Genomic DNA, 19,367 nt, shown 5'->3' with positions numbered 1-19,367 from the left:
TCATCTTCGCTCCTGATTCGCAGCAAGAATCCTCGCCGCTGTCAGGCAGAAAATCCACTCAAGCTACTGTCCGAATTTGCGGGGCCAGCTCTTTCTATGGCTCGCTCGGCTTCGAGCTGTCCACCTCCGTGATGTTCCAGAAGTGGCTCGACGGCCGCGCGACCACGCCAAGCAACTGAGATCGGGCCAATGACCATTTCCGACCGCGTCCGCATCAAGGACGTCCGCGTGCTCTCGGACAACTGGACGCCGCTGAAGACCACGACGTTCGAGTACCGCCGCGCCGATGGCGCGTGGCAGACGCAGCACCGCGAGACCTATGAGCGCGACAACGCCGCCGCCGTGCTGCCCTACAACCTTGCCCGGCGCACTGTGATCCTGGTGCGCCAGTTCCGCCTGCCGGCCTTCATCCGCGGTTACGACGACCTCCTGATCGAGGCCGCGGCCGGCGTGCTGGACAATGCCTCGCCCGAAGAGCGCATCCGCGCCGAGGCCGAGGAGGAAACCGGCTATCGCCTGCACCACGTCCACAAGGTGTTCGAGGCCTTCATGAGCCCCGGCGCCGTGACCGAGAAGCTGCATTTCTTCGTCGCCGAGTACGAGCCGGAGATGCGGGTCAGCGACGGCGGCGGCCTGGAACACGAGGGCGAGGACATCGAGGTGCTCGAGCTGTCCATCGACGAGGCGCTGGCGATGATAGCCGACGGCCGCATCATCGACGCCAAGGCGATCATGCTGTTGCAATACGTGGCGCTGCATGTGTTCCGGTAGATGACGCTCTTCACCCTCCCCTGGAGGGGGAGGGTCGATCGCGCGCAGCGCGAGCGGGGTGGGGTGATCTCTCCACTCGGACACTGTTGGATGTGGAGAGACCGTCACCCCACCCCGTCTCACATTTCGCTAACGCTCCATGTGAGCTTACCCTCCCCCTCCAGGGGAGGGTAAGCGGCACCGTCCTCGCCGCACCATCCTCATCTGCAATTCTGACCTGCGCCGCGCTCTCCCCGTTGAGCAACCCCAAAACTATCTCTAGTCTGTCGCCAACCAAGAACCAGGAGACGCGCCCCATGTCCGCTCCGCGCGACGACGAATTCGGCTTTGCGCCCGACTATGACTCCCCCGTCCCCTACATGCAGCGTACGCGCGATTATTATGCGGCGATCGGCTACACCACGCCGTATCGCTGGGCGCATTACACCGAGGCGCCGTTCCAGCCGCTGAAGAAGCCGCTGGCAAAATCGCGCGTCACCATCATCACCACGGCTGCACCTTACGATCCCACCAAGGGCGACCAGGGGCCGGGCGCAGCCTATAACGGCAGCGCGAAGTTTTATCAGGTCTATGACGGCGACACGTCGCAACAGCACGACCTGCGCATCTCCCACATCGGCTACGACCGCAAGCACACCTCGGCAACCGACAGCGGCACCTGGTTTCCGCTGCCGCAGCTGTTGAAAGCGTCCGCCGCCGGACGCATCGGTGACGTGGCACCGCGCTTCTTCGGCGCACCGACCAACCGCAGCCATCGCGTCACGCTCGACACCGACGCGCCGGAGATTCTTTCGCGCTGCCTCGCCGACAAGGTCGACGTCGCCGTGCTGGTGCCGAACTGCCCGGTGTGCCACCAGACCACCGCGCTGGTGGCGCGGCACCTGGAGCGGAACGGCATTCCCACCGTGATCATGGGCTGCGCCAAGGACATCATCGAGCACGCCGCCGTGCCGCGCTTCCTATTCTCGGACTTCCCGCTTGGCAATTCCGCCGGCAAGCCGCACGACGTCGCCTCGCAGGCACAGACGCTGGAGCTCGCGCTGAAGCTTCTGGAGACCGCGAGCGGCCCGCAGACCACGATGCAGTCGCCGCTGCGCTGGAGCGAGGACGCCTCCTGGAAGCTCGACTACAATAACGTCGCGCAGCTCTCGCCGGAAGAGCTGGCGCGGCGCCGCGCCGAATTCGACAAGCAGAAGGAGATCGCGCGCGGCAACTGCGCCGCCTGACGTCCTCCGACAAAAACAAACCAAGGAGAGAGCGACGTGACGCGACCGTTCGAGGGCGTGAAGATCCTGGACTTCACGCAAGTGCTGGCCGGCCCCTATGCGAGCTACCAGCTCGCGCTGTTGGGCGCGGACGTCATCAAGGTCGAGCGGCGCGAGGGCGAGGACATGCGCCGGACGCCGCTCTCCCGCGAATGGGCCGAGCGCGGGCTGGCGCCGGCGTTCCAGGCGATCAACGGCAACAAGCGCAGCCTGACGCTGGACCTGCAGAAGCCCGATGCCATCGCCATCGTGAAGAAGCTTGTCGCTCAGGTCGATGTCGTCATGGAGAATTTCCGGCCGGGCGTGATGGACAAGCTCGGCATCGGCTATGAGGCGCTGTCGGCGATCAATCCAAAACTGATCTATTGCGCGGTGTCAGGCTTCGGCCAGACCGGCCCGGATCACCTGCGACCCGGCTATGACGGCAAGATGCAGGCGCTGTCCGGCATCATGGCGATCACCGGCCATCCCGAAACGGGGCCGACCCGCGCCGGCTTTGCCGTGTGCGACGTGCTCTCGGGCGCCACCGCCGCGTTCGGCGTGTCGAGCGCGCTGTATCAGCGCGACCGCACCGGCAAGGGACAGCTCATCGACGTCTCCATGCTGGAGGCAACGATGGCGTTCCTCTCGGGCCAGATCGCCGACTGGTCGGTCGCCGGCCATCGCCAGCAGCTTTCGGGCAACCAGGCGGTGAGCCGCAGGACCACGGCGAATTTGTTCAGATGCGGCGACGGCCACATCCTGCTCGCCGTCAACAACGAGAAGCAGTACCGCGCGCTGATGTCCACGCTCGGACGCGAAGACACGCTGAGCGATCCGCGCTTTGCCGACTGGTTCTCGCGCAACGAGAACGAGCCGGCCCTGCGCGCCATCATCGAGGAGGCGCTGGCGAAACGGCCGGCGCGCGAATGGGAGACGATCCTGGAAGACGCCGGCGCCCCCTGCGCCAGCATCTGGAAGGTCGAGGAGGTCATCGACCATCCGCAAATCAAGGCGCGCGGCGCGATCCAGGAGCTCGACACACCCTATGGCCGCCTGCGCTTTGCCGGCAGCGGGTTCAAGCTCGCGCATGGCGGCGGCAAGCTCGATCGCATGGCGCCGGAGCTGGGCGCGGATACGGATGCGGTGCTGGGCGAGCTGGGGTTCGATGCCGCGGAGATTGCGGCGCTGAGGGCAAGGGAGGTTGTCTAGAACTCCGCTGCCGTAGGGTGGGCAAAGCAAAGCGTGCCCACCAGTGCGCATTGAGGAGAGAGATCGTGGGCACAACGCGTTGCGCCTTTGCCCACCCTACGGCACCGCAGCTAGAACAACGACCCCTGCCCGTCATCTGACGACGCCGCAGCAGCCTTTCGCACCGCCCTCTTCGGCTTCACGGCCCCGGCTTCCGCCTCCATCTCCTCCGCACTGATCGGCAAGAGCAGCTGCTCGTCGTCATTGGCGACGCGGTTGACGCGGGTGGAGACGGGGTGCCAGGCGAATTCGCCGATGCGTGGGGGCCTCATCAGCGGCAGGATCGCATCAACCTCGTCGCCGCGATGATCGAGCCAGCGCTCGAAATCGCGCGGGCTGATGGTGACGGGCACACGGTCATGCAGTGCGGCCAAGTCCTCGCCCGCTGCGGCCGTGACGATCGCGACCGTGTCGAGCTCCTCGCCGTTCGGCCCGACCCAGGTCTCGAACACCGCGGCAAAGCCGAGCGGCTCGCCGTCGGCGCGGTGGATGAAGAACGGCTGCTTGCGGCCGCCCTCCGATTTCCACTCGTAATAGCCGTCCGCCGGGATCAGGCCGCGCCGCCGGCGAATCGCTTTCTTGAACGCTGGCTTCTCCAGCACGGTCTCGGACCGGGCGTTGATCAGCAACGTAAATCCGCGGGGTTCCTTGACCCAGGACGGCAGCAGCCCCCAGCGCATCAGGCGGAAATGGCGCGCGCCGTTCTCGACCAGAACGACCGGAATCGGTTGCGTCGGGGCGACATTGTACCGGGGCGGGAAATTCGGCTGCTCGACATAGCCGAACAGTTGCCGCAAGGCCGCGGGGGCCGAAGTTATGACGAAGCGTCCACACATCCTTGGGGGCCTATATAGGGTCCGTTCAGGTCCTTTTAACCCCGAACGTTAACACTGCGGCAGATGAGCTCAACGGCCACCCAACCCGCGCGGACGCATGTACAGACGGGCCCCGAGGCTGCGGCCTGGGCCGAACGGCTGCGCGTGGCCAACATCAACCCGCGGACCGGGCTTGCCACTGACTATCTCAACCATTTCAATGAAGCCGTGATGCTGCTCGAAATGGTCCCTGATATGCCGGAATGCGCCGAAGATTTTTTGACCTGGTCGCCGCTGTCCTATGCTGAACATTTCACCGCGTCCAATTTCAAGGCACGGGACCTCGCGATCGAGGCCTATGAGAAGGCCGATCCCAACGTGCGCGCCCAGTTCGACCACATCACTGATACCATGACCTCGATCCTGACCGCGGTCGGCTCGGCCATGCGTGAGGTCGAGAAGGACACGACCCGCGTGCGCCTCGCCGAGCAGGCCACCCTTTGGGTCAAGCCGCTGATCGCGGCCTGCGGCGGCATCATCAATGGCGGCGCGGAGGCCGACGTCGATACGATCATGGCGAACTAGTGCCATGTCCGCGGTCGTCCAGCCCAGCCATCCCCAGATCGCGGTCAGTGCCGCGATTTTTCGCGACGGCAAGGTGCTGCTGACCCGCCGCGCCCGCTCGCCCGCAAAAGGCTTCTATTCGCTGCCCGGCGGCCGGGTCGAGTTCGGCGAATCGCTGCACCAGGCGCTCAAGCGCGAGGTCGACGAGGAGACCGGGCTCGGTATCGAGATCATTGGGCTAGCCGGATGGCGCGAGGTGCTGCCGGCCGCACCCGGCGCCGGCCACTATCTGATCATGTCCTTTGCCGCCCGCTGGGCGGCCCGGGAGCCGGTCCTGAACGACGAGCTCGACGATTACCGCTGGATCGCCCCGGACGCCCTGGCGAGCCTCCGCGACCTCAAGCTGACCGGGGGGCTGGAGGAGGTCATCCAGTCCGCCCACCGGCTGATCGGGGCCTGACGGCCCGCCTTGCGCCCGCCGTCCCGAGGGGGCATACACCGCCGATGTCGACGCGATTTCTGGCCATTTTCGCCCTGATTCTCGCCTGTGCCTGCCCGCCCGCCCGGGCCCAGGACGTGGCGGCGCCGTTTGACGGCGAACTGCAGCGGCTGGCCGAGATCCTCGGCGGGCTGCACTATCTGCGCGGCATCTGCGGGTCCAACGAGGGCAACAAATGGCGCACCGAGATGCAGGCGCTGATCGACGCCGAAACCCCGTCCGGAGAGCGCCGCACCCGCATGATCGCCGGCTTCAACCGCGGCTATAACGGCTTCCAGCAGACCTACCGGAGCTGCACGCCCGCCGCGACGGTGGCGATCCGCCGCTATATCGAGGAAGGCTCGAAGATCTCGCGCGATCTCACCGCGCGCTACGCGAACTGAGTATCTCCTCATCCTGAGAAGCGCGCCCTTTGCGCGCGTCTCGAAGGATGAAGGCCCGGCTGCAGCAGCGGGGCCTCTATGGTTCGAGACGCGTGCGTCGCACGCTCCTCACCATGAGGGTTTGGCTTCGGAGCATCCGACCCGGAACCCTGTCATCGACTTTGTTCACAGCCGTTAACCGTTCCTAAAGATGTGGCCTAGCGGACGTTAATGCGCGTGCTACACCTCTCGTGCAGCGCATCGCCGTGGACGCGCCCCAGCCCTGATCGAGTTTCATGAGCCAGCCGATTTCATACGCCCCCGACCGCGCGCCGCTGCCCGATCACGAGCAGAAGCAGGCAGCCCTGAGCTATCTCAACGAGGCCTGGGCCGAAGCGCGCCATGACGGCGTCGATGGTGATTGCCTGGCGCAGGCGAGCCTATTCGCTGCATTCGCCGAACTCGTCGGCACCTATGGCGAGGATGCGGTGGCGAAATTCGTCGAGGGTTTTCCGGGCCGCATCCGCAACGGCGAATTCTCCGTCGACATCTCCCGGCAATAAGCACACTCCAAAAATGACCCCGCCACGCAGGCGGGGCCAGTTGACGGATGAATGACTTTGCGACGAGGTCTTGGCGACAAGAGCTTGGCGACAAGGTCGCGAAGTCTGCCGCCTTTATCGCACGGAAGCCGTCTGCCGCGGACAAGCATTAGTCTCGCGATGAGCGGGAGATGTTCCCGACAGAGCCGGGAATATGCTCCCTCCTGCGTCAGGGTTCGATCTTGAGCGTCGCTTTCATGTTGGGATGATAGCGGCAATAGTACTCGACCGTTCCCGCCTTCTTCACGACTGATGTCGCCGACTTCTTCGGCGGCAGGGTCACGTCGAAATCGCCGTTCTTCGCGGTGGCGGTGTGGGCGAAAACGTCCTTGTTGATCCAGATGATGGTATCGCCGACCTTCGCCGATACCTCAGCCGGAGCGATCACGAGATTCTCCATCGTGATCTCTATCGTCGCAGCGCGCGCCGGGACTGATATCGACAGGAAGATGACTGCAAGCGCGATCGAAGCGAGGCGTGCCGGCATCATCCGACGTCCCTATTTCAGCTCGGCCGCGACATGCTCGGCGTGCTGCTGATGGCCTTGAAAGATTTTCAGGCCGGTCTGCAACAGGCTCTTCAGCTCAGCGTTACTGGCGGACGGAATGAGCTGGGTCTCCAGCGCGCTGTTGACCGCCTTGTGGTAGGCAACCTCGTTGGCGACATAGGCCTTGTCGAAGGCAGCGCCGCTCAGCTTGTCGAGCTCAGCCAGCTTGTCGCCGGCCTGCTTCGAGAGAGCCTTGCTGGTGTCGTTGTCTTCAGGGGTGACGTTCAGCTTCTTGACCAGCGCCAGCGCCTGCTTGTTGACCGCCTCATGGTCGCGCAGCATGTCCTCGGCAAACGCCTTGACGTCCTTGTTCTTAGCTTTTTTCTGCGCCTGCTTGGCGGCGTTGATATCGATCACGCCGGCAGTGTAGGCGATATGGGCGATCTGCGGATCGGTCGGCTTGTCGGCGGCGCTGGCGCCTTGCAGCGCGGGACTCGACAACAGAATTGCCGCGGCAACCGCCGCGCTCCAACGGATGAACATGGTTTGACACTCCTGTGCTGCCGGACGTTTTGCCGGCGCGTTGCTCCACAGGAATTGGATGGGCGTTTCACGCAAACGTTCCCGGAAAATTTCAGCCGCCTGCACCGAGCCGCTTCAGCACCGCTTCGGTCAGGCGCTCGCAGCGCCAGCCGGCAAACGGGAAGGCGTCCATCATCACCGGGCCGATCTCCTTCTCGACGTTGTCACGCAGCATGGTGCGGGCGCGGTGCAGCCGCGTCTTCACGGTCTCGGGCTTCACGCCGAGCAACTCGGCCGTCTCCTCGATGTTCATGCCCTCCATGACGCGTGCGACGAACACCATGCGAAAAACATCCGGCAACTCGTCGATGGCGCGTTCGACGACGCGCTGGATTTCACGTTGGGCCATGGTCCTTTCCGGATCGCCTGCGGGAGAGACGGGAAATTTGATGATCTGCGCCTCGAGCGCGGCTTCGGACACCGAACCGAGCTCGACATGCGGCCTCGCGCTTCGCGATCGGCCAAGCGCCTCGTTGATGGCGATGCGCGACAGCCAGGTCGACAGGCCGGACTCACCGCGGAAGCCGTCGAGATGGGTGAAGGCGCGCACATAGGTTTCCTGCACCACATCCTCGGCTTCGCTGTCGCTACGCAGAATTGCGCGCGCGAGACGGTATAGCCTGCGGTTGTTGACCTGCATGATCTCGCGCAGCGCGGCCTCGTCATGGCCCCTCGCGCGGTCGATCAGTACGGCTTCCGATGTTCTGGCGCCGGCGGACAGGCCGGCTGCGGTCCGTGGCATGGCGGTCACCTGCTCGTTTCGGTTCGTTCCGGACATTCGATGCAGGCTAGGGCGAAAGGTTCCTGACTTTCTTACCCTCCCCTGGAGGGTAAGAAAGGCCCTAATCCGTCTCGATCGGCAGCGACGGGTCCCTCGCCCATTCGCCCATCGAGCCGTCGTACAGCGTCAGCTTGTCGTAGCCGAGCTGCGTCAGCAGCAAGAGGTCGATCGTCGCGGAGATGCCGCCGCCGCAATACACGATCACGTTCTTGTCGCGCGTGACGCCCTGGGCCGCGAACTTCGCTTCTGCATCCGCAAGGCTCGTCAGCGTCTTGTCGGCATTGACGAGCGTTGGGGCGGGTACGTTGACGCTGCCCGGCACGCGGCCGGACCGGCCGTAGCGGCTCGGCTCGAGGCCTTGGTGATATTGCGGCAAGAGCGCGTTGACGATTGCCGTCGAGGGATCACCGATCCGCGCCTTCACGGTGTCCTTATCCACGAAAAAGCCCGCGCGCGGCGTGGCCTTGAAGGTCGTGGCCGGGTAGCCCTTCGGTGCGCCCGTCTCGACCGGTCGCCCTTCCTCCTTCCATTTGTCGAGGCCGCCGTCGAGCACGCGAGCATCGACGCCGAGGGCGCGCAGCATCCACCAGAACCGCGTCGACCACATCATGCTGCCGATGCTGTAGAGCACGATGGTCTTGGATGCATCCAGACCATGGCGGCCGAAGGCGGCCTCGAGCTGGGCCACGTCAGGCATCATGTAGAGCGGCCGCGCGGAAGTGTCGGAGAATTCGCCCTGCAGGTCGAGGAAATCGGCACCGGGAATGTGGCCGGCCGCGAACGTCTTGTCGCCGGGCACCGCGCGATAGGGCACGTCGCTGCCGGGCGGGACGGGCTCGTTATAAGTCGTGCAATCGTAGAGGCGGAGATTGGGATCGCCGAGCATGGCGGCGAGCTGCCCGGTGGTGATGAGGGGTGTCGGTTGGGACATTGTCACCTCGCGCTGCAAAGCTGTAGCCCGAGTGAGCGTAGCGAAACCCGGGAACCTCGCAAAGTGAAAACCCGCATGTCGCTGCGCTCATGCGGACTACGGCCTGCTGCACTTGCAAGCGAACACTCAAAACTCAATCCGTCACCCAGAGGCGGCCGCTTCTTCAGCGGCCCTCGAAGGGCGACGGCCCGGCTCTCTCCGCGTGGTCGCAGCGTGGCCGTGCATCCTTCGAGGCTCTCCACGGGACGCGTTGCGTCCCGTGCCTCGCACCTCAGGATGACGGATCGAATGGGCTTCTGCCCCCTACTGCTTCAACGTTTCCAAAAACCGCACCGGCTCGCCTTGCGACGGCGTCACCAGCTCGCCCTGCCACATCACGCGCCGGCCGCGGATGAAGGTGCCGATGGGCCAGCCCGTCACGCGGACCCCGTCATAGGGCGTCCAGCCGGCCTTGGACGCCACCCATTTGTTGGTGATGGTCTCGCTGCGTTTCAAATCGACGATGGTGAAATCGGCGTCGTAGCCCGCGGCGATGCGGCCCTTGCAGGCCATGTTGTAGAGACGCGCGGGGCCGGCGCTGGTGAGATCGACGAACCGTGCCAGCGACAGACGGCCGGCATTGACGTGGTCGAGCATCAGCGGCACCAGCGTCTGCACGCCGGTCATGCCGGAGGGCGAGGCCGGGTAGGTCTTCTGCTTCTCTTCCAGCGTATGCGGCGCGTGATCGGAGCCGAGCACGTCGATGATGCCCTGGTCGATGCCACGCCAGATGCCGGCGCGGTGATCGGCGCCGCGCACCGGCGGGTTCATCTGCGCGAGCGTGCCGAGCCGCTCGTAGCATTCGGGCGCGACCAGGGTGAGATGATGCGGCGTCGCCTCGCAGGATGCGACATCCTTGTGGTCGCGCAGGAACTCGATTTCTTCCTTGGTCGAGATGTGCAGCACGTGGATGCGCTTGCCCGTCTCGCGCGCGAGCTTGACCAGGCGCTGCGTCGCCATCAGCGCCGCGGTCTCGTCGCGCCAGACCGGATGCGAGCGCGGATCGCCCTCGATGCGCAGCGACTTGCGCTCGTTGAGGCGGTATTCGTCCTCGGCGTGGAAGGCGGCGCGGCGGCGGATCACCTGGAAGATGCGGCGCAGGCTCTCGTCGTCCTCGACCAGCAGCGCGCCGGTCGAGGAGCCGATGAACACCTTGACGCCGGCGCAGCCCGGCGCGCGTTCCAGCACCGGCAGGTCCTGCACGTTCTCGCGGGTACCGCCGATGAAGAAGGCGAAATCGCAATGCATGCGGTGATGGGCGCGCTTCACCTTGTCGGTGAAGGTGGCCTCGGTCACCGTGAGCGGCGAGGTGTTCGGCATCTCGAACACGGCGGTGACGCCGCCCATCACAGCGCTGCGCGAACCGGTCTCGAGGTCTTCCTTCTGCTCCAGCCCGGGCTCGCGGAAATGCACCTGCGTGTCCATCACGCCGGGCAGGATGTGCAGGCCCTTGCAGTCGATCACCTCGGCGGCGGAGCCTTGCGACAGCGGGCCCAGCTCCGCGATGCGGCCATTGGTGATGCCGATATCGCGAACACCCTCGCCGTCCTGGTTGACAACGGTGCCGCCCTTCAAGATCACATCGAAACGCTGGGTCATGGGGCCTCTCTCATCCCCAAGCGCAGGGCTCGAGGTCTTGTCGTTTATGCCTTGCGGGCTTACGTTCCGGAGCAACATGTCGCAAGAGATTTTCGCATGAAATCAGCGTTTCTTCCCGACCGGGGCGTGGTCAAGGTCGCGGGCGAGGATGCGCGCAACTTCCTCAACGGCCTGATCACGACCGACGTCGACAGGCTGAAGCCGGGCCTGGGGCGATTCGGCGCGCTGCTGACGCCGCAGGGCAAGATCATCGCCGATTTCCTGATCACGGAGGTGCCGGCCGGCCATGGCGGCGGGTTCCTGATCGATTGCCCGAAGGCGCTGGCGGACACCCTCGTCACCAAGCTGAAATTCTACAAGCTGCGCGCCAAGGTCACGGTGGAAAGCCTCGATCTCGGCGTGCTCGCGGCCTGGGACGGCCAGCTTGCGGCGCAGCCGGACCTCGCCTTCGCCGATCCGCGCAACGATGCGCTCGGCATTCGCATCCTGATCCCCGAGGATCTCAAGCAGAAGCTGTCCGACCTGATCGGCGCCGAGCTGGTCGATGCGGCCGACTATGAGGCGCACCGCATCGCGCTCGGCGTGCCACGCGGCGGACTCGATTTCATGTACAGCGATGCGTTCCCGCATGAGACCAACATGGACCGGCTTGCCGGCGTCGACTTCGACAAGGGCTGCTATGTCGGCCAGGAGGTCGTCTCGCGCATGCAGCATCGCGGCACCGCGCGCACGCGCAGCGTCAAGGTGCTGCTCGATGACATCTCGCCGGAAGTCGGCGTCAGCGTGATGGCCGGGGACAAGCCGGTCGGCACTATGGGCTCATCGGCGCAAGGCAAGGGCATTGCGCTGGTGCGCATCGACCGCGTCGCCGACGCGCTCGATGCCAGCCAGCCGCTCACCGCCGGTGGCCTCGCCCTGACGCTCGCCGAGCCCGACATCGTCCGCATTCCCTCCAAGCAGCCCACAGCATGAGTCGAGCCCCCCGCCTGCATCCCGACGGAAAGACCCGCTGTCCCTGGCCCGGCGAAGATCCGCTCTATGTCGCCTATCACGACACTGAATGGGGCGTGCCTGAGTATGACGACCGCGCGCTCTACGAGAAACTGATCCTCGACGGCTTTCAGGCCGGGCTGTCGTGGATCACGATCCTGCGCAAGCGCGACAATTTCCGCAAAGCTTTTGACGATTTCCAGCCGGAGAAGATCGCGCGCTACAATGCCAAGAAGGTCCACGCGCTGATGAACGATGCCGGCATCGTGCGCAACCGCGCCAAGATCGACGGTGCCATCCTCAGCGCGAAGTCCTATCTCGACATCATGGAGAAGGGCCCGGGCTTCTCAAAACTTCTGTGGGACTTCATGGGCGGCAAGCCCAAGGTCAACCATTTCAAGACCACGGGAAGCGTGCCGGCCTCGACGCCGCTGTCGGTGCAGATCTCCAAGGAGCTGTCCGCGCGCGGCTTCAAATTCGTCGGCCCGACCATCGTCTACGCGTTCATGCAGGCGACCGGCATGGTCAACGACCACCTGGTCGACTGCCATTGCCACGCAACCTGCGGCAAGACGCAGCGCAAGCCGCGCCTCAAGGCCAAATGACCGCGAAGAAGACGCCACGCGGCGCGGAGTCCCGCGCCTGGCAGCGCATGCTGTCGGGCCGCCGGCTCGATCTGCTCGATCCCTCGCCACTCGATGTCGAGATCGCCGACATCGCGCATGGGCTGGCGCGGGTGGCGCGCTGGAACGGGCAGACCACCGGCGCACACATCTTCTCGGTCGCACAACATACGCTGCTGGTGGAAACCGTGATGCGGCACGAAATGCCGCGCGTGGACCAGCGCATGCGGCTCGCAGCCCTACTGCACGATGCGCCCGAATATGTCATCGGCGACATGATCTCGCCGTTCAAGGCGGTGCTCGACGGCCATTACAAGGCGGTGGAGAAACGCCTGCTCGGCGCCATCCACATCCGCTTCGGCCTGCCGCCGGTGCTGCCCGACGAGATCACGCAGGCCATCAAGGCCGCCGACCGCGGCGCGGCTTACCTCGAGGCGACCGAGCTTGCCGGCTTCAGCGAGAGCGAGGCGCGGCGCCTGTTCGGCAAGGATCCGGGCCTCTCCGACAGCGTCCGGCGCGACTACCTCACGCCCTGGACCGCGGCGCGGGCGGAGAAGCAGTTTCTGGAGCGGTTTGGCGCGGTGTTTGCGTAGCGTCATCCCTTCGTAGGGTGGGCAAAGCGGAAGCGTGCCCACCAAACCAGGCGCGATGCGCGCAACTGCGAGATGGTGGGCACGGCGCGATGCGCCTTTGCCCACCCTACAAGCGCTCGCTATAATCGCCGGCAAAAAGGTCCGCCATGATCCACGTCTGTTCCCTCGCTGCGCTTCCCGAAACCGTCCGCCTCACCAGGGCCAGCCACGTGCTGACCGTGATGGCCAATGTCGAGCAGGTGGCGCGTCCGGTATCGGTGCTGCCGGCCAACCATCTCAAGGTGTCGATGGACGACATCACTGAGGAGATGGACGGCTTCGTCGCGCCGTCGGAGACGCATATCGAGCAGGTGCTGAACTTCGTGCGCGGCTGGGACCGCAGCGCGCCGCTGGTGGTGCATTGCTATGCCGGCATCAGCCGCTCCACCGCGAGCGCCTTCGCCGCCGTCTGCGCGCTCAATCCGCATCGCGACGAGATCGAGATCGCGAAGAAGATCCGCGCCGCCTCGCCGATCGCTTCGCCGAACCGGCGCATCGTCGGCCTCGCCGACCGCGCGCTCGGGCGCAACGGCCGCATGTTGCGCGCGCTCGATGAGATGGGCCCGGGCGCGATGATGGTCGAGGGCCGCCCCTTCGTGATCGAGCTCGAATGACGGCTGCGCGCCACAATGCGGGTGCGCCCCCTCTCCCGCTTGCGGGAGAGGGTTGGGGAGAGGGTGTCTCGGCAACGGGACAATCCCCTAGAGGAGAAAACCCTCACCCGGCGCTACGCGCCGACCTCTCCCGCAAGCGGGAGAGGTCGCAGCGAGCCCGCGGAGCGACCGGCTCAACCAACGAAGACATTCTTCTCGCAACAGCCGCGACAATAGCCGCATGAGCGAGACGCTGCTGACACCGATCGAGATCGGTCTGACCGCTGCGATCGTCGCGATCGAGGACCATGAGCCGCTGATCCTCACGGCGCACAGCAGCGACGGGCTGGCGGGCCTGCCGTTCGGGCCGTTCGATGCGTTGAGCCATCGCACCTTCGAGATCGGCCTGCGCGCCTGGGTCGAGGAGCAGGCGGGCCTGCGGCTCGGCTATGTCGAGCAGCTCTACACTTTTGGCGATCGCGGCCGTCATGCCGAGGCCGGCGACACCGGCGCACACATGGTCTCGATCGGCTATCTCGCACTCACACGCGCCGCGGGCGGCGAGCTCGCGGCAAACGGCGCGAGCTTCGAGCCCTGGTACCGCTTCCTGCCCTGGGAGGACTGGCGCGAGGAGCCGCCCGCGATCATCGCCCGCGACATCATCCCCGCGCTGACAGCTTGGGCGGAGCAGGAGACGCCGGAGACGACCCGCGCATTGCCGCGCAAGGATCGCGTGCGGTTCTATTTCGGCCTCGAGGGCGCGCCTTGGGACGAGGAGCGCGTGCTCGACCGCTATGAGCTGCTCTACGAGGCCGGGCTGATCGAGGAGGCGCGGCGCGACGGCCGTCCTGCGGCATTAGCGCGCAAGTCGCTGCCGGCGCTCGGGACCTCGATGCGGTTCGATCACCGCCGGATTCTCGCCACGGGAATCGCGCGGCTGCGCGCGAAACTGAAGTATCGTCCTGTGGTCTTTGAACTTTTGCCCGCCGAGTTCACACTCACGGAATTGCAGCATACGGTGGAGGCGATCTCCGGCCGGCATCTGCACAAGCAGAATTTCCGCCGCCTGGTCGAGACGGAAGCCCTGGTCGAACCGACCGGCGTGATGTCGACACAGACGGGCGGACGGCCGGCAGCGCTCTACCGCTTCCGCCGCGAGGTGCTCCAGGAGCGGCCCGCGCCGGGCTTGCGCGTGCGCTCCCGGCGCTAGATCCTGATATCAGTGGGACCGGCCCCTGCCCGCCGGTTGCCTGGAGGCTTCATGTTCGACGGCCCGTTCGACGTCTTTGCGCTGATCATTGCGATCATCGCCTTCCTGATCGCGATCAAGGCGTCCAGCCAGGCGGCCGAGTTGCGGCGCCGGCTGAACTTGCTCGAAGAGAAGTTTTATGCGCAGCGGCCTGTTGTGCAACCGCCGCCGCTGATGCCCGCGCAGGTGCAGGCTGAAACGCCCGCAACGCCCGCCTCCACGCCCACCGCCGAGCCGCTGCCGCTTGCGCCGGAAGCCGAACCCACGCTGTCTCCGCTCGTCACCGAGGAGGCTGCACCGCCCCCGCTCGAACCGGGCACGGCCACTGATGCGCCGCCTCCGGTGCCGGAGGCAGCGCCCGGGTTCGAGGAGCGCCTCGGCACGCGCTGGGTGGTGTGGATCGGCGGCCTTGCGCTGGCGCTCGGCGGCTTCTTCATGGTGCGCTATTCGATCGAGGCCGGCCTCGTCGGCCCCGGCGTGCGCGTCTTCCTCGGTGGCCTGTTCGCAGCCGCGCTGCTGGGGGCCGGCGAATGGACCCGGCGCAAGGAGAGCATCTCCACCATCGCGGCGCTGCCGATCGCCAACATCCCGGCGATCCTCACCGCGGCCGGAACGGCGGTGGCGTTCGCGACCATCTATGCGGCCTATGCGCTTTATGGCTTCCTGGTGCCGGCAACCGCCTTCGTGCTGCTCGGCATCGTTGCGATGGGCACGCTCGCCGCCGCGCTCCTGCACGGACCCGCGCTCGCGGGGCTCGGTGTGGTCGGCGCCTTCGTGACGCCGATCCTCGTCTCCAGCGGCAAGCCGGACTATTGGGCGCTCTACATCTATCTCGCCATCGTCACCGCCGCGAGCTTCGGCCTCGCCCGCATCCGGCTGTGGCGCTGGCTTGCCGTCACGACAATCGCCTTCGCGGTGCTCTGGATCTTCCCGGGTCTCGATACCGAACAGGTGCAGGTCGCGCCGCACGCCTTCCATGTCATCGCCGGCTTCGTGCTTGCCGCGCTGCTCGTCGTCTGCGGCCTCATGTTCGGCCCGACCATCGAGGACGGCGAGATCGAGCCGGTGTCGTCGGGCGCGCTCGGCGCCTATCTTTTCGGCGCGATGCTGGTCGTGCTGTCGAGCGCGCATGCGGATCTCGCGCTGATCGCCTTCGCGCTCCTGGTCGGCGGGACGCTGTTCGTCGCCTGGCGCGCGCCTGCGGCGACCGGTTCGCTGGGCGCAGCTGCTGCGACCGTGTTCATCGTGTTCGCCGAATGGGCGGTGCGCGCCAACCCTGACATGCTGGTGCTGCCGGGCGGCCCCATGCCGGGCGTCGGCCCTGTCGCGACCGACAGCTCCGTGACGCTGCATCTGGTGACGGCCGCGATCTTCGCCGCCGGCTTCGGCGTCGCGGGCTTCTTCGCGCAGGGCCGGTCGAACTCGGCGATCATTCCGGTGGTGTGGTCGGCGGCGGGCGTCGCCACGCCGATCGCGATCCTTGTTGCGCTCTATGCGCGCATCGCCCATCTCGACCGCTCGATCCCGTTTGCGATCCTCGCCGTCCTGCTCGCCGCGGCCTTTGGCGCTGCGACCGAAGCGCTGATGCGCCGCGAAGAACGACCGGGTGTTGCCACCTCGATCGCATTGTTCGCAACCGGTACGCTCGGCGCGCTGGCGCTGGCGCTGACCTTCGCCCTGGAGAAGGGCTGGCTCACGATCGCGCTTGCGCTGATGTCGCTCGGCACCGCCTGGATCTCGTTGCAGCGGCCGATCCCGGTGCTGCGCCGGTTAGCTGCGATCTTCGCCGCGATCGTCACCGCACGCATCGTCTACGATCCGCGCATCGTCGGCGATGCGGTCGGCACGACGCCGATCTTCAACTGGCTGCTGTGGGGCTATGGCCTGCCGGCGGCCTCGTTCTGGGGCGCGAGCATCTTTCTGCGTCGCCGCGCCGACGATGCGCCGTTGCGCGTGGTCGAGGCGGCCGCGATCCTGTTCACGGCGCTGCTCGCCTTCGTGGAAATCCGTCATTTCGCCACCGGCGGCCAGATGACGTCGGCGCCGTCGCTGCTCGAATGCGCGCTGCAGGTCTGCATCGCGCTCGCCATGGCGATCGGGCTGGAGCGCCTGCGGCTGCGCAGCCGCAGCATCGTGCACAATGTCGGCGCGGTCGTGCTGACGGCGATCGCCGGCCTCATCAGCGTGTTCGGCCTCTTCATCCTGGAGAACCCGCTGATCTGGCGTATCGACGTCGGCGGCGCGGTGTTCAACCTGCTGCTGCTCGGCTATGCGCTGCCAGCGGTGCTGATGCTGCTCTTGTCCTATGCGGTGGTCGGCGAGCGCGGCAAAGTCTACGCCAACACGATTGCCGGCGGCGCACTGGTATTCGCACTCGCCTATGTCACGCTAGAGATCCGCCGCTTCTATCACGGCCCGATCCTCTCCAGCGGCCCGACGACCGGCGCCGAGCAATACACCTATTCGATCGGCTGGCTCGCCTTCGGCGTGGTCCTGCTCGGGGTCGGCATTCTCGTCAACTCGGAACGGGCACGGCTGGCGTCCGCCGCCGTCATCGCGCTGACGATCCTGAAGGCCTTCGTCATCGACATGTCGACGCTGACGGGCGTCTACCGCGCGCTGTCGTTCATGTGCCTCGGCGTCGTGCTGGTCGCGATCGGCTGGCTCTACCAGCGCATCCTGTTCCGGCGGCAGGTCGCACCGCCGCCGGCTCCGCAGACGGGCAGCTAAATCGCTTGAGCATGATCTTTTCGGAAAACCGCTTCACACTTTTCCGGATCATGCTCATGAGGATCAGGCCGCGCGGACCGATTCCAGGAACTGCGCGACCTCGACCTTGAGACGCGTGCTGTCGGTCGCCAGCGACTTCGCTGCCGACAGCACCTCAGTCGAGGCCTCGCCGGTCTCGACCGCGCCGCGCTGCACGTCGGTGATGTTGGAGGAGACCTCCTGCGTGCCGAGCGAGGCCTGCTGGACGTTGCGCGAGATCTCCTGCGTCGCGGCGCCCTGCTCCTCGACGGCGGCGGCAATCGCCGCCGACACTTCGGACAGCCGCTCGATGGTGCCGCCGATCTCCTGGATCGCGCTGACGGATTCCTGCGTCGCGGCCTGGATGCCGGACACCTGCGCGCCGATCTCGCCGGTCGCCTTCGCGGTCTGCTCGGCCAGCGCCTTGACCTCGGACGCCACGACCGCGAAGCCGCGGCCGGCTTCGCCCGCCCGCGCCGCCTCGATGGTGGCGTTCAGCGCCAGCAGGTTGGTCTGGCCCGCAATGGTGTTGATGAGCTCGACGACGTCGCCGATGCGGGAAGCCGCCTGCGACAGCGCGTTGACGCGCTCGTTGGTCCGCCCCGCCTGCTCGACCGCTTCCGCCGCCATCCGCGCCGAATCCTGAACGCGGCGGCTGATCTCGGTGATCGAGGACGACAGCTCCTCGGAGGCGGAGGCCACCGCCTGGACGTTGGTGGAGGCCTCCTCGGAGGCCGCCGCGACGACGGTGGCGAGCTCCTGGCCGCGCTGCGCGGTGCTGGTGAGCGTCGATGCCGACGCCTCGAGCTCGGTCGAGGCAGAGGAGACGGTGCCGACGACTTCGCCGATCATCGCCTCGAACTTGCTCGTGATGGCATCGACCCGGCGGCCGCGCTCGATCTTGGCCTCGGCGTCGAGCCGGGCTGCTTCGTCGGCGGCGCGCTTGGCGATCAGCGCTTCCTTGAAGATTTGCAGCGCATCCGCCATCGATCCGATCTCGGTCTTCTCGCCGCGATGCGGCACCTCGGCCGAGAGATCGCCCTCGCCGAGCGACTGCATCGGCTTGATGATCGAGGCAATGCCACGCGAGACGTCGCGCACGAGATAATAGGCCGCGCCGATCGCAACCACGACCGAGAACACGATGATGCCGACCAGGACCCGGAAGATCAGCGCATAGCTGTCCGCCGCCTGCTTGGTCTCCAGCTCGGCGCCGCTGTTGTTGAGCTCGATGCCCTTCTGCAGCAGTGGATCGGCCGCCTGGGCCATCTTCGCGACCTTGGTCTGCAACATCTCATTGGCATCGGTCGGGAAACGGCCGACGCTTTTGCGCGACAGTGCCATCACCTCCTGCACGCCGTTCAGATATTCGGCCCAGGCCTTGGTCCACTGCTCATAGAGCGAACGCTCTTCGGACGAGGTGATCAAGGGCTCGTAGACCTTGCGGGTCTTCTCGATGCGTCCCTGCAGCGAGGCGAGCCGCTTCTCGGCGGCCTCCTTGCCCTCGGCGCTCTCCTGCATCAGGTGCAGGCGAAGCGCGACGCGCAGCTCGTTGATGTCGGCGCGGAGCGAGCCGAGCGCACGCACGCTCGGCAGCCAGCTTTCCGCGATCTCGACCGTGTGGGCATTGATGTTCTGCATGGTGCCGATCGCCGTCACGCCGACGCCGGCGAGCGAGAGCACGAGGACTGACAACACGGTCAGAAGCTTGAAGACGATCGACAACTTCGACATCACGACAAATCCCGATGAGACCTAGCAACGCGCAAACCACCCCGCGCCGCCATCGTCACGACCGACGACAGGACGGAAGTCATTCCAACAATGCTGGCTGGTTCTTATCCGGTAGGATTGCGCACATAGTCGCAAACAGGCGTTAACAGGAACCTACGTGAAACTACGGGGCGATCCCGTCCGCGTTATTTTTTCCGCAACCAGTTGTTGCGGCCGCGCAGATATCGCGCGTCGCCGCACCAGCACACCGCAATGCAACATCGGAACGGCA

At 66.0% G+C, this 19,367-nt stretch carries 20 protein-coding genes and 1 pseudogene; 14 read left to right on the top strand and 7 right to left on the bottom strand.

Annotation, left to right across the window (positions count from 1 at the left end; translation table 11 throughout):
* Positions 1–83: 83 nt before the first annotated feature.
* The 4 genes and pseudogenes from IQ16_RS47545 to IQ16_RS34740 form a co-directional block, all read left to right on the top strand.
* Positions 84–179: pseudogene (locus IQ16_RS47545) on the top strand (GNAT family acetyltransferase); the annotation flags it as partial.
* A gap of 10 nt (positions 180–189) precedes the next feature.
* Positions 190–771, top strand: a complete 582-nt coding sequence (locus IQ16_RS34750) for an NUDIX hydrolase (RefSeq protein WP_018648753.1) — start codon at positions 190–192, stop codon at positions 769–771.
* 296 nt (positions 772–1,067) lie between these two features.
* Entirely contained in the window at positions 1,068–1,997 is a 930-nt protein-coding gene (locus tag IQ16_RS34745) for a glycine/sarcosine/betaine reductase selenoprotein B family protein (protein ID WP_018648754.1), read from the top strand.
* 36 nt (positions 1,998–2,033) lie between these two features.
* The gene (locus tag IQ16_RS34740; RefSeq protein WP_018648755.1) at positions 2,034–3,227 is read left to right on the top strand and encodes a CaiB/BaiF CoA transferase family protein; all 1,194 of its coding nucleotides are present in this window, start codon (positions 2,034–2,036) and stop codon (positions 3,225–3,227) included.
* Between the two features lie 110 nt (positions 3,228–3,337).
* Here the strand turns inward: IQ16_RS34740 and IQ16_RS34735 are convergent, their stop codons facing one another.
* Positions 3,338–4,102, bottom strand: a complete 765-nt coding sequence (locus IQ16_RS34735) for an SOS response-associated peptidase (RefSeq protein WP_145832015.1) — start codon at positions 4,100–4,102, stop codon at positions 3,338–3,340.
* 63 nt (positions 4,103–4,165) lie between these two features.
* Between IQ16_RS34735 and IQ16_RS34730 the strand changes: the two genes are divergently transcribed.
* From IQ16_RS34730 to IQ16_RS34715, 4 genes are all read left to right on the top strand, one after another.
* Positions 4,166–4,666 carry a hypothetical protein gene (locus IQ16_RS34730; protein WP_018648757.1) on the top strand — a complete coding sequence of 167 codons (501 nt, stop codon included), beginning with the start codon at positions 4,166–4,168 and terminating at the stop codon, positions 4,664–4,666.
* Positions 4,667–4,670: 4 nt separating this feature from the next.
* Positions 4,671–5,105 carry an NUDIX hydrolase gene (locus IQ16_RS34725; RefSeq protein ID WP_018648758.1) on the top strand — a complete coding sequence of 145 codons (435 nt, stop codon included), beginning with the start codon at positions 4,671–4,673 and terminating at the stop codon, positions 5,103–5,105.
* A 44-nt stretch (positions 5,106–5,149) separates the two neighbouring features.
* Positions 5,150–5,527, top strand: a complete 378-nt coding sequence (locus IQ16_RS34720; protein ID WP_018648759.1) for a TIGR02301 family protein — start codon at positions 5,150–5,152, stop codon at positions 5,525–5,527.
* 275 nt (positions 5,528–5,802) lie between these two features.
* Positions 5,803–6,069, top strand: a complete 267-nt coding sequence (locus IQ16_RS34715; protein WP_018648760.1) for a hypothetical protein — start codon at positions 5,803–5,805, stop codon at positions 6,067–6,069.
* Between the two features lie 208 nt (positions 6,070–6,277).
* Here the strand turns inward: IQ16_RS34715 and IQ16_RS34710 are convergent, their stop codons facing one another.
* The 5 genes from IQ16_RS34710 to IQ16_RS34690 form a co-directional block, all read right to left on the bottom strand.
* On the bottom strand, positions 6,278–6,598 hold the full coding sequence (locus IQ16_RS34710; RefSeq protein WP_018648761.1) for a cupredoxin domain-containing protein: 321 nt from the start codon (positions 6,596–6,598) through the stop codon (positions 6,278–6,280).
* A gap of 9 nt (positions 6,599–6,607) precedes the next feature.
* Positions 6,608–7,138, bottom strand: a complete 531-nt coding sequence (locus tag IQ16_RS34705; RefSeq protein WP_018648762.1) for a DUF4142 domain-containing protein — start codon at positions 7,136–7,138, stop codon at positions 6,608–6,610.
* A gap of 91 nt (positions 7,139–7,229) precedes the next feature.
* Complete coding sequence (locus IQ16_RS34700; RefSeq protein WP_167526374.1) at positions 7,230–7,919, bottom strand: RNA polymerase sigma factor; 690 nt, start codon at positions 7,917–7,919, stop codon at positions 7,230–7,232.
* Positions 7,920–8,019: 100 nt separating this feature from the next.
* On the bottom strand, positions 8,020–8,889 hold the full coding sequence (locus IQ16_RS34695; RefSeq protein ID WP_018648764.1) for a sulfurtransferase: 870 nt from the start codon (positions 8,887–8,889) through the stop codon (positions 8,020–8,022).
* 303 nt (positions 8,890–9,192) lie between these two features.
* Entirely contained in the window at positions 9,193–10,527 is a 1,335-nt protein-coding gene (locus IQ16_RS34690; protein ID WP_018648765.1) for a dihydroorotase, read from the bottom strand.
* Between the two features lie 96 nt (positions 10,528–10,623).
* Between IQ16_RS34690 and ygfZ the strand changes: the two genes are divergently transcribed.
* From ygfZ to IQ16_RS34655, 6 genes are all read left to right on the top strand, one after another.
* Positions 10,624–11,499 (top strand): CAF17-like 4Fe-4S cluster assembly/insertion protein YgfZ, encoded by an 876-nt coding sequence (gene ygfZ, locus IQ16_RS34685; RefSeq protein ID WP_018648766.1) that lies wholly within the window; start codon positions 10,624–10,626, stop codon positions 11,497–11,499.
* Positions 11,496–12,122: a DNA-3-methyladenine glycosylase I gene (locus tag IQ16_RS34680; protein WP_018648767.1), complete on the top strand. Its 627-nt coding sequence runs from the start codon at positions 11,496–11,498 to the stop codon at positions 12,120–12,122. The genes ygfZ and IQ16_RS34680 overlap by 4 nt, the downstream gene beginning before the upstream one ends.
* The gene (locus IQ16_RS34675; RefSeq protein WP_018648768.1) at positions 12,119–12,733 is read left to right on the top strand and encodes a YfbR-like 5'-deoxynucleotidase; all 615 of its coding nucleotides are present in this window, start codon (positions 12,119–12,121) and stop codon (positions 12,731–12,733) included. The genes IQ16_RS34680 and IQ16_RS34675 overlap by 4 nt, the downstream gene beginning before the upstream one ends.
* A 146-nt stretch (positions 12,734–12,879) precedes the next feature.
* Positions 12,880–13,386, top strand: coding sequence for a tyrosine phosphatase family protein (locus tag IQ16_RS34670; protein ID WP_018648769.1), 507 nt, complete (start codon positions 12,880–12,882; stop codon positions 13,384–13,386).
* Between the two features lie 220 nt (positions 13,387–13,606).
* Positions 13,607–14,575 (top strand): NUDIX hydrolase, encoded by a 969-nt coding sequence (locus IQ16_RS34660; RefSeq protein WP_018648770.1) that lies wholly within the window; start codon positions 13,607–13,609, stop codon positions 14,573–14,575.
* Positions 14,576–14,626: 51 nt separating this feature from the next.
* On the top strand, positions 14,627–17,344 hold the full coding sequence (locus tag IQ16_RS34655; RefSeq protein WP_018648771.1) for a DUF2339 domain-containing protein: 2,718 nt from the start codon (positions 14,627–14,629) through the stop codon (positions 17,342–17,344).
* Between the two features lie 63 nt (positions 17,345–17,407).
* Here IQ16_RS34655 and IQ16_RS34650 read toward each other — a convergent pair whose 3' ends face one another.
* Positions 17,408–19,096, bottom strand: coding sequence for a methyl-accepting chemotaxis protein (locus IQ16_RS34650; RefSeq protein ID WP_026312971.1), 1,689 nt, complete (start codon positions 19,094–19,096; stop codon positions 17,408–17,410).
* Between the last annotated feature and the right edge of the window lie 271 nt (positions 19,097–19,367).

Source organism: Bradyrhizobium huanghuaihaiense (genome assembly GCF_007830635.1).
Classification (GTDB): Bacteria; Pseudomonadota; Alphaproteobacteria; order Rhizobiales; family Xanthobacteraceae; genus Bradyrhizobium; species Bradyrhizobium huanghuaihaiense.
The sequence above is the reverse complement of the archived record's forward strand: the minus strand, read 5'-3'. Positions and strand labels throughout refer to the sequence as shown.

Coding starts and splice junctions, on each gene's coding strand:
- IQ16_RS34705 (WP_018648762.1), bottom strand. CDS start 7,138: ATGTTCATCCGTTGGAGCGCGGCGGTTGCCGCGGCAATTCTGTTGTCG.
- ygfZ (WP_018648766.1), top strand. CDS start 10,624: ATGAAATCAGCGTTTCTTCCCGACCGGGGCGTGGTCAAGGTCGCGGGC.
- IQ16_RS34670 (WP_018648769.1), top strand. CDS start 12,880: ATGATCCACGTCTGTTCCCTCGCTGCGCTTCCCGAAACCGTCCGCCTC.
- IQ16_RS34660 (WP_018648770.1), top strand. CDS start 13,607: ATGAGCGAGACGCTGCTGACACCGATCGAGATCGGTCTGACCGCTGCG.
- IQ16_RS34750 (WP_018648753.1), top strand. CDS start 190: ATGACCATTTCCGACCGCGTCCGCATCAAGGACGTCCGCGTGCTCTCG.
- IQ16_RS34675 (WP_018648768.1), top strand. CDS start 12,119: ATGACCGCGAAGAAGACGCCACGCGGCGCGGAGTCCCGCGCCTGGCAG.
- IQ16_RS34700 (WP_167526374.1), bottom strand. CDS start 7,919: ATGCCACGGACCGCAGCCGGCCTGTCCGCCGGCGCCAGAACATCGGAA.
- IQ16_RS34680 (WP_018648767.1), top strand. CDS start 11,496: ATGAGTCGAGCCCCCCGCCTGCATCCCGACGGAAAGACCCGCTGTCCC.
- IQ16_RS34725 (WP_018648758.1), top strand. CDS start 4,671: ATGTCCGCGGTCGTCCAGCCCAGCCATCCCCAGATCGCGGTCAGTGCC.
- IQ16_RS34730 (WP_018648757.1), top strand. CDS start 4,166: ATGAGCTCAACGGCCACCCAACCCGCGCGGACGCATGTACAGACGGGC.
- IQ16_RS34735 (WP_145832015.1), bottom strand. CDS start 4,102: ATGTGTGGACGCTTCGTCATAACTTCGGCCCCCGCGGCCTTGCGGCAA.
- IQ16_RS34690 (WP_018648765.1), bottom strand. CDS start 10,527: ATGACCCAGCGTTTCGATGTGATCTTGAAGGGCGGCACCGTTGTCAAC.
- IQ16_RS34745 (WP_018648754.1), top strand. CDS start 1,068: ATGTCCGCTCCGCGCGACGACGAATTCGGCTTTGCGCCCGACTATGAC.
- IQ16_RS34720 (WP_018648759.1), top strand. CDS start 5,150: ATGTCGACGCGATTTCTGGCCATTTTCGCCCTGATTCTCGCCTGTGCC.
- IQ16_RS34655 (WP_018648771.1), top strand. CDS start 14,627: ATGTTCGACGGCCCGTTCGACGTCTTTGCGCTGATCATTGCGATCATC.
- IQ16_RS34710 (WP_018648761.1), bottom strand. CDS start 6,598: ATGATGCCGGCACGCCTCGCTTCGATCGCGCTTGCAGTCATCTTCCTG.
- IQ16_RS34650 (WP_026312971.1), bottom strand. CDS start 19,096: ATGTCGAAGTTGTCGATCGTCTTCAAGCTTCTGACCGTGTTGTCAGTC.
- IQ16_RS34695 (WP_018648764.1), bottom strand. CDS start 8,889: ATGTCCCAACCGACACCCCTCATCACCACCGGGCAGCTCGCCGCCATG.
- IQ16_RS34715 (WP_018648760.1), top strand. CDS start 5,803: ATGAGCCAGCCGATTTCATACGCCCCCGACCGCGCGCCGCTGCCCGAT.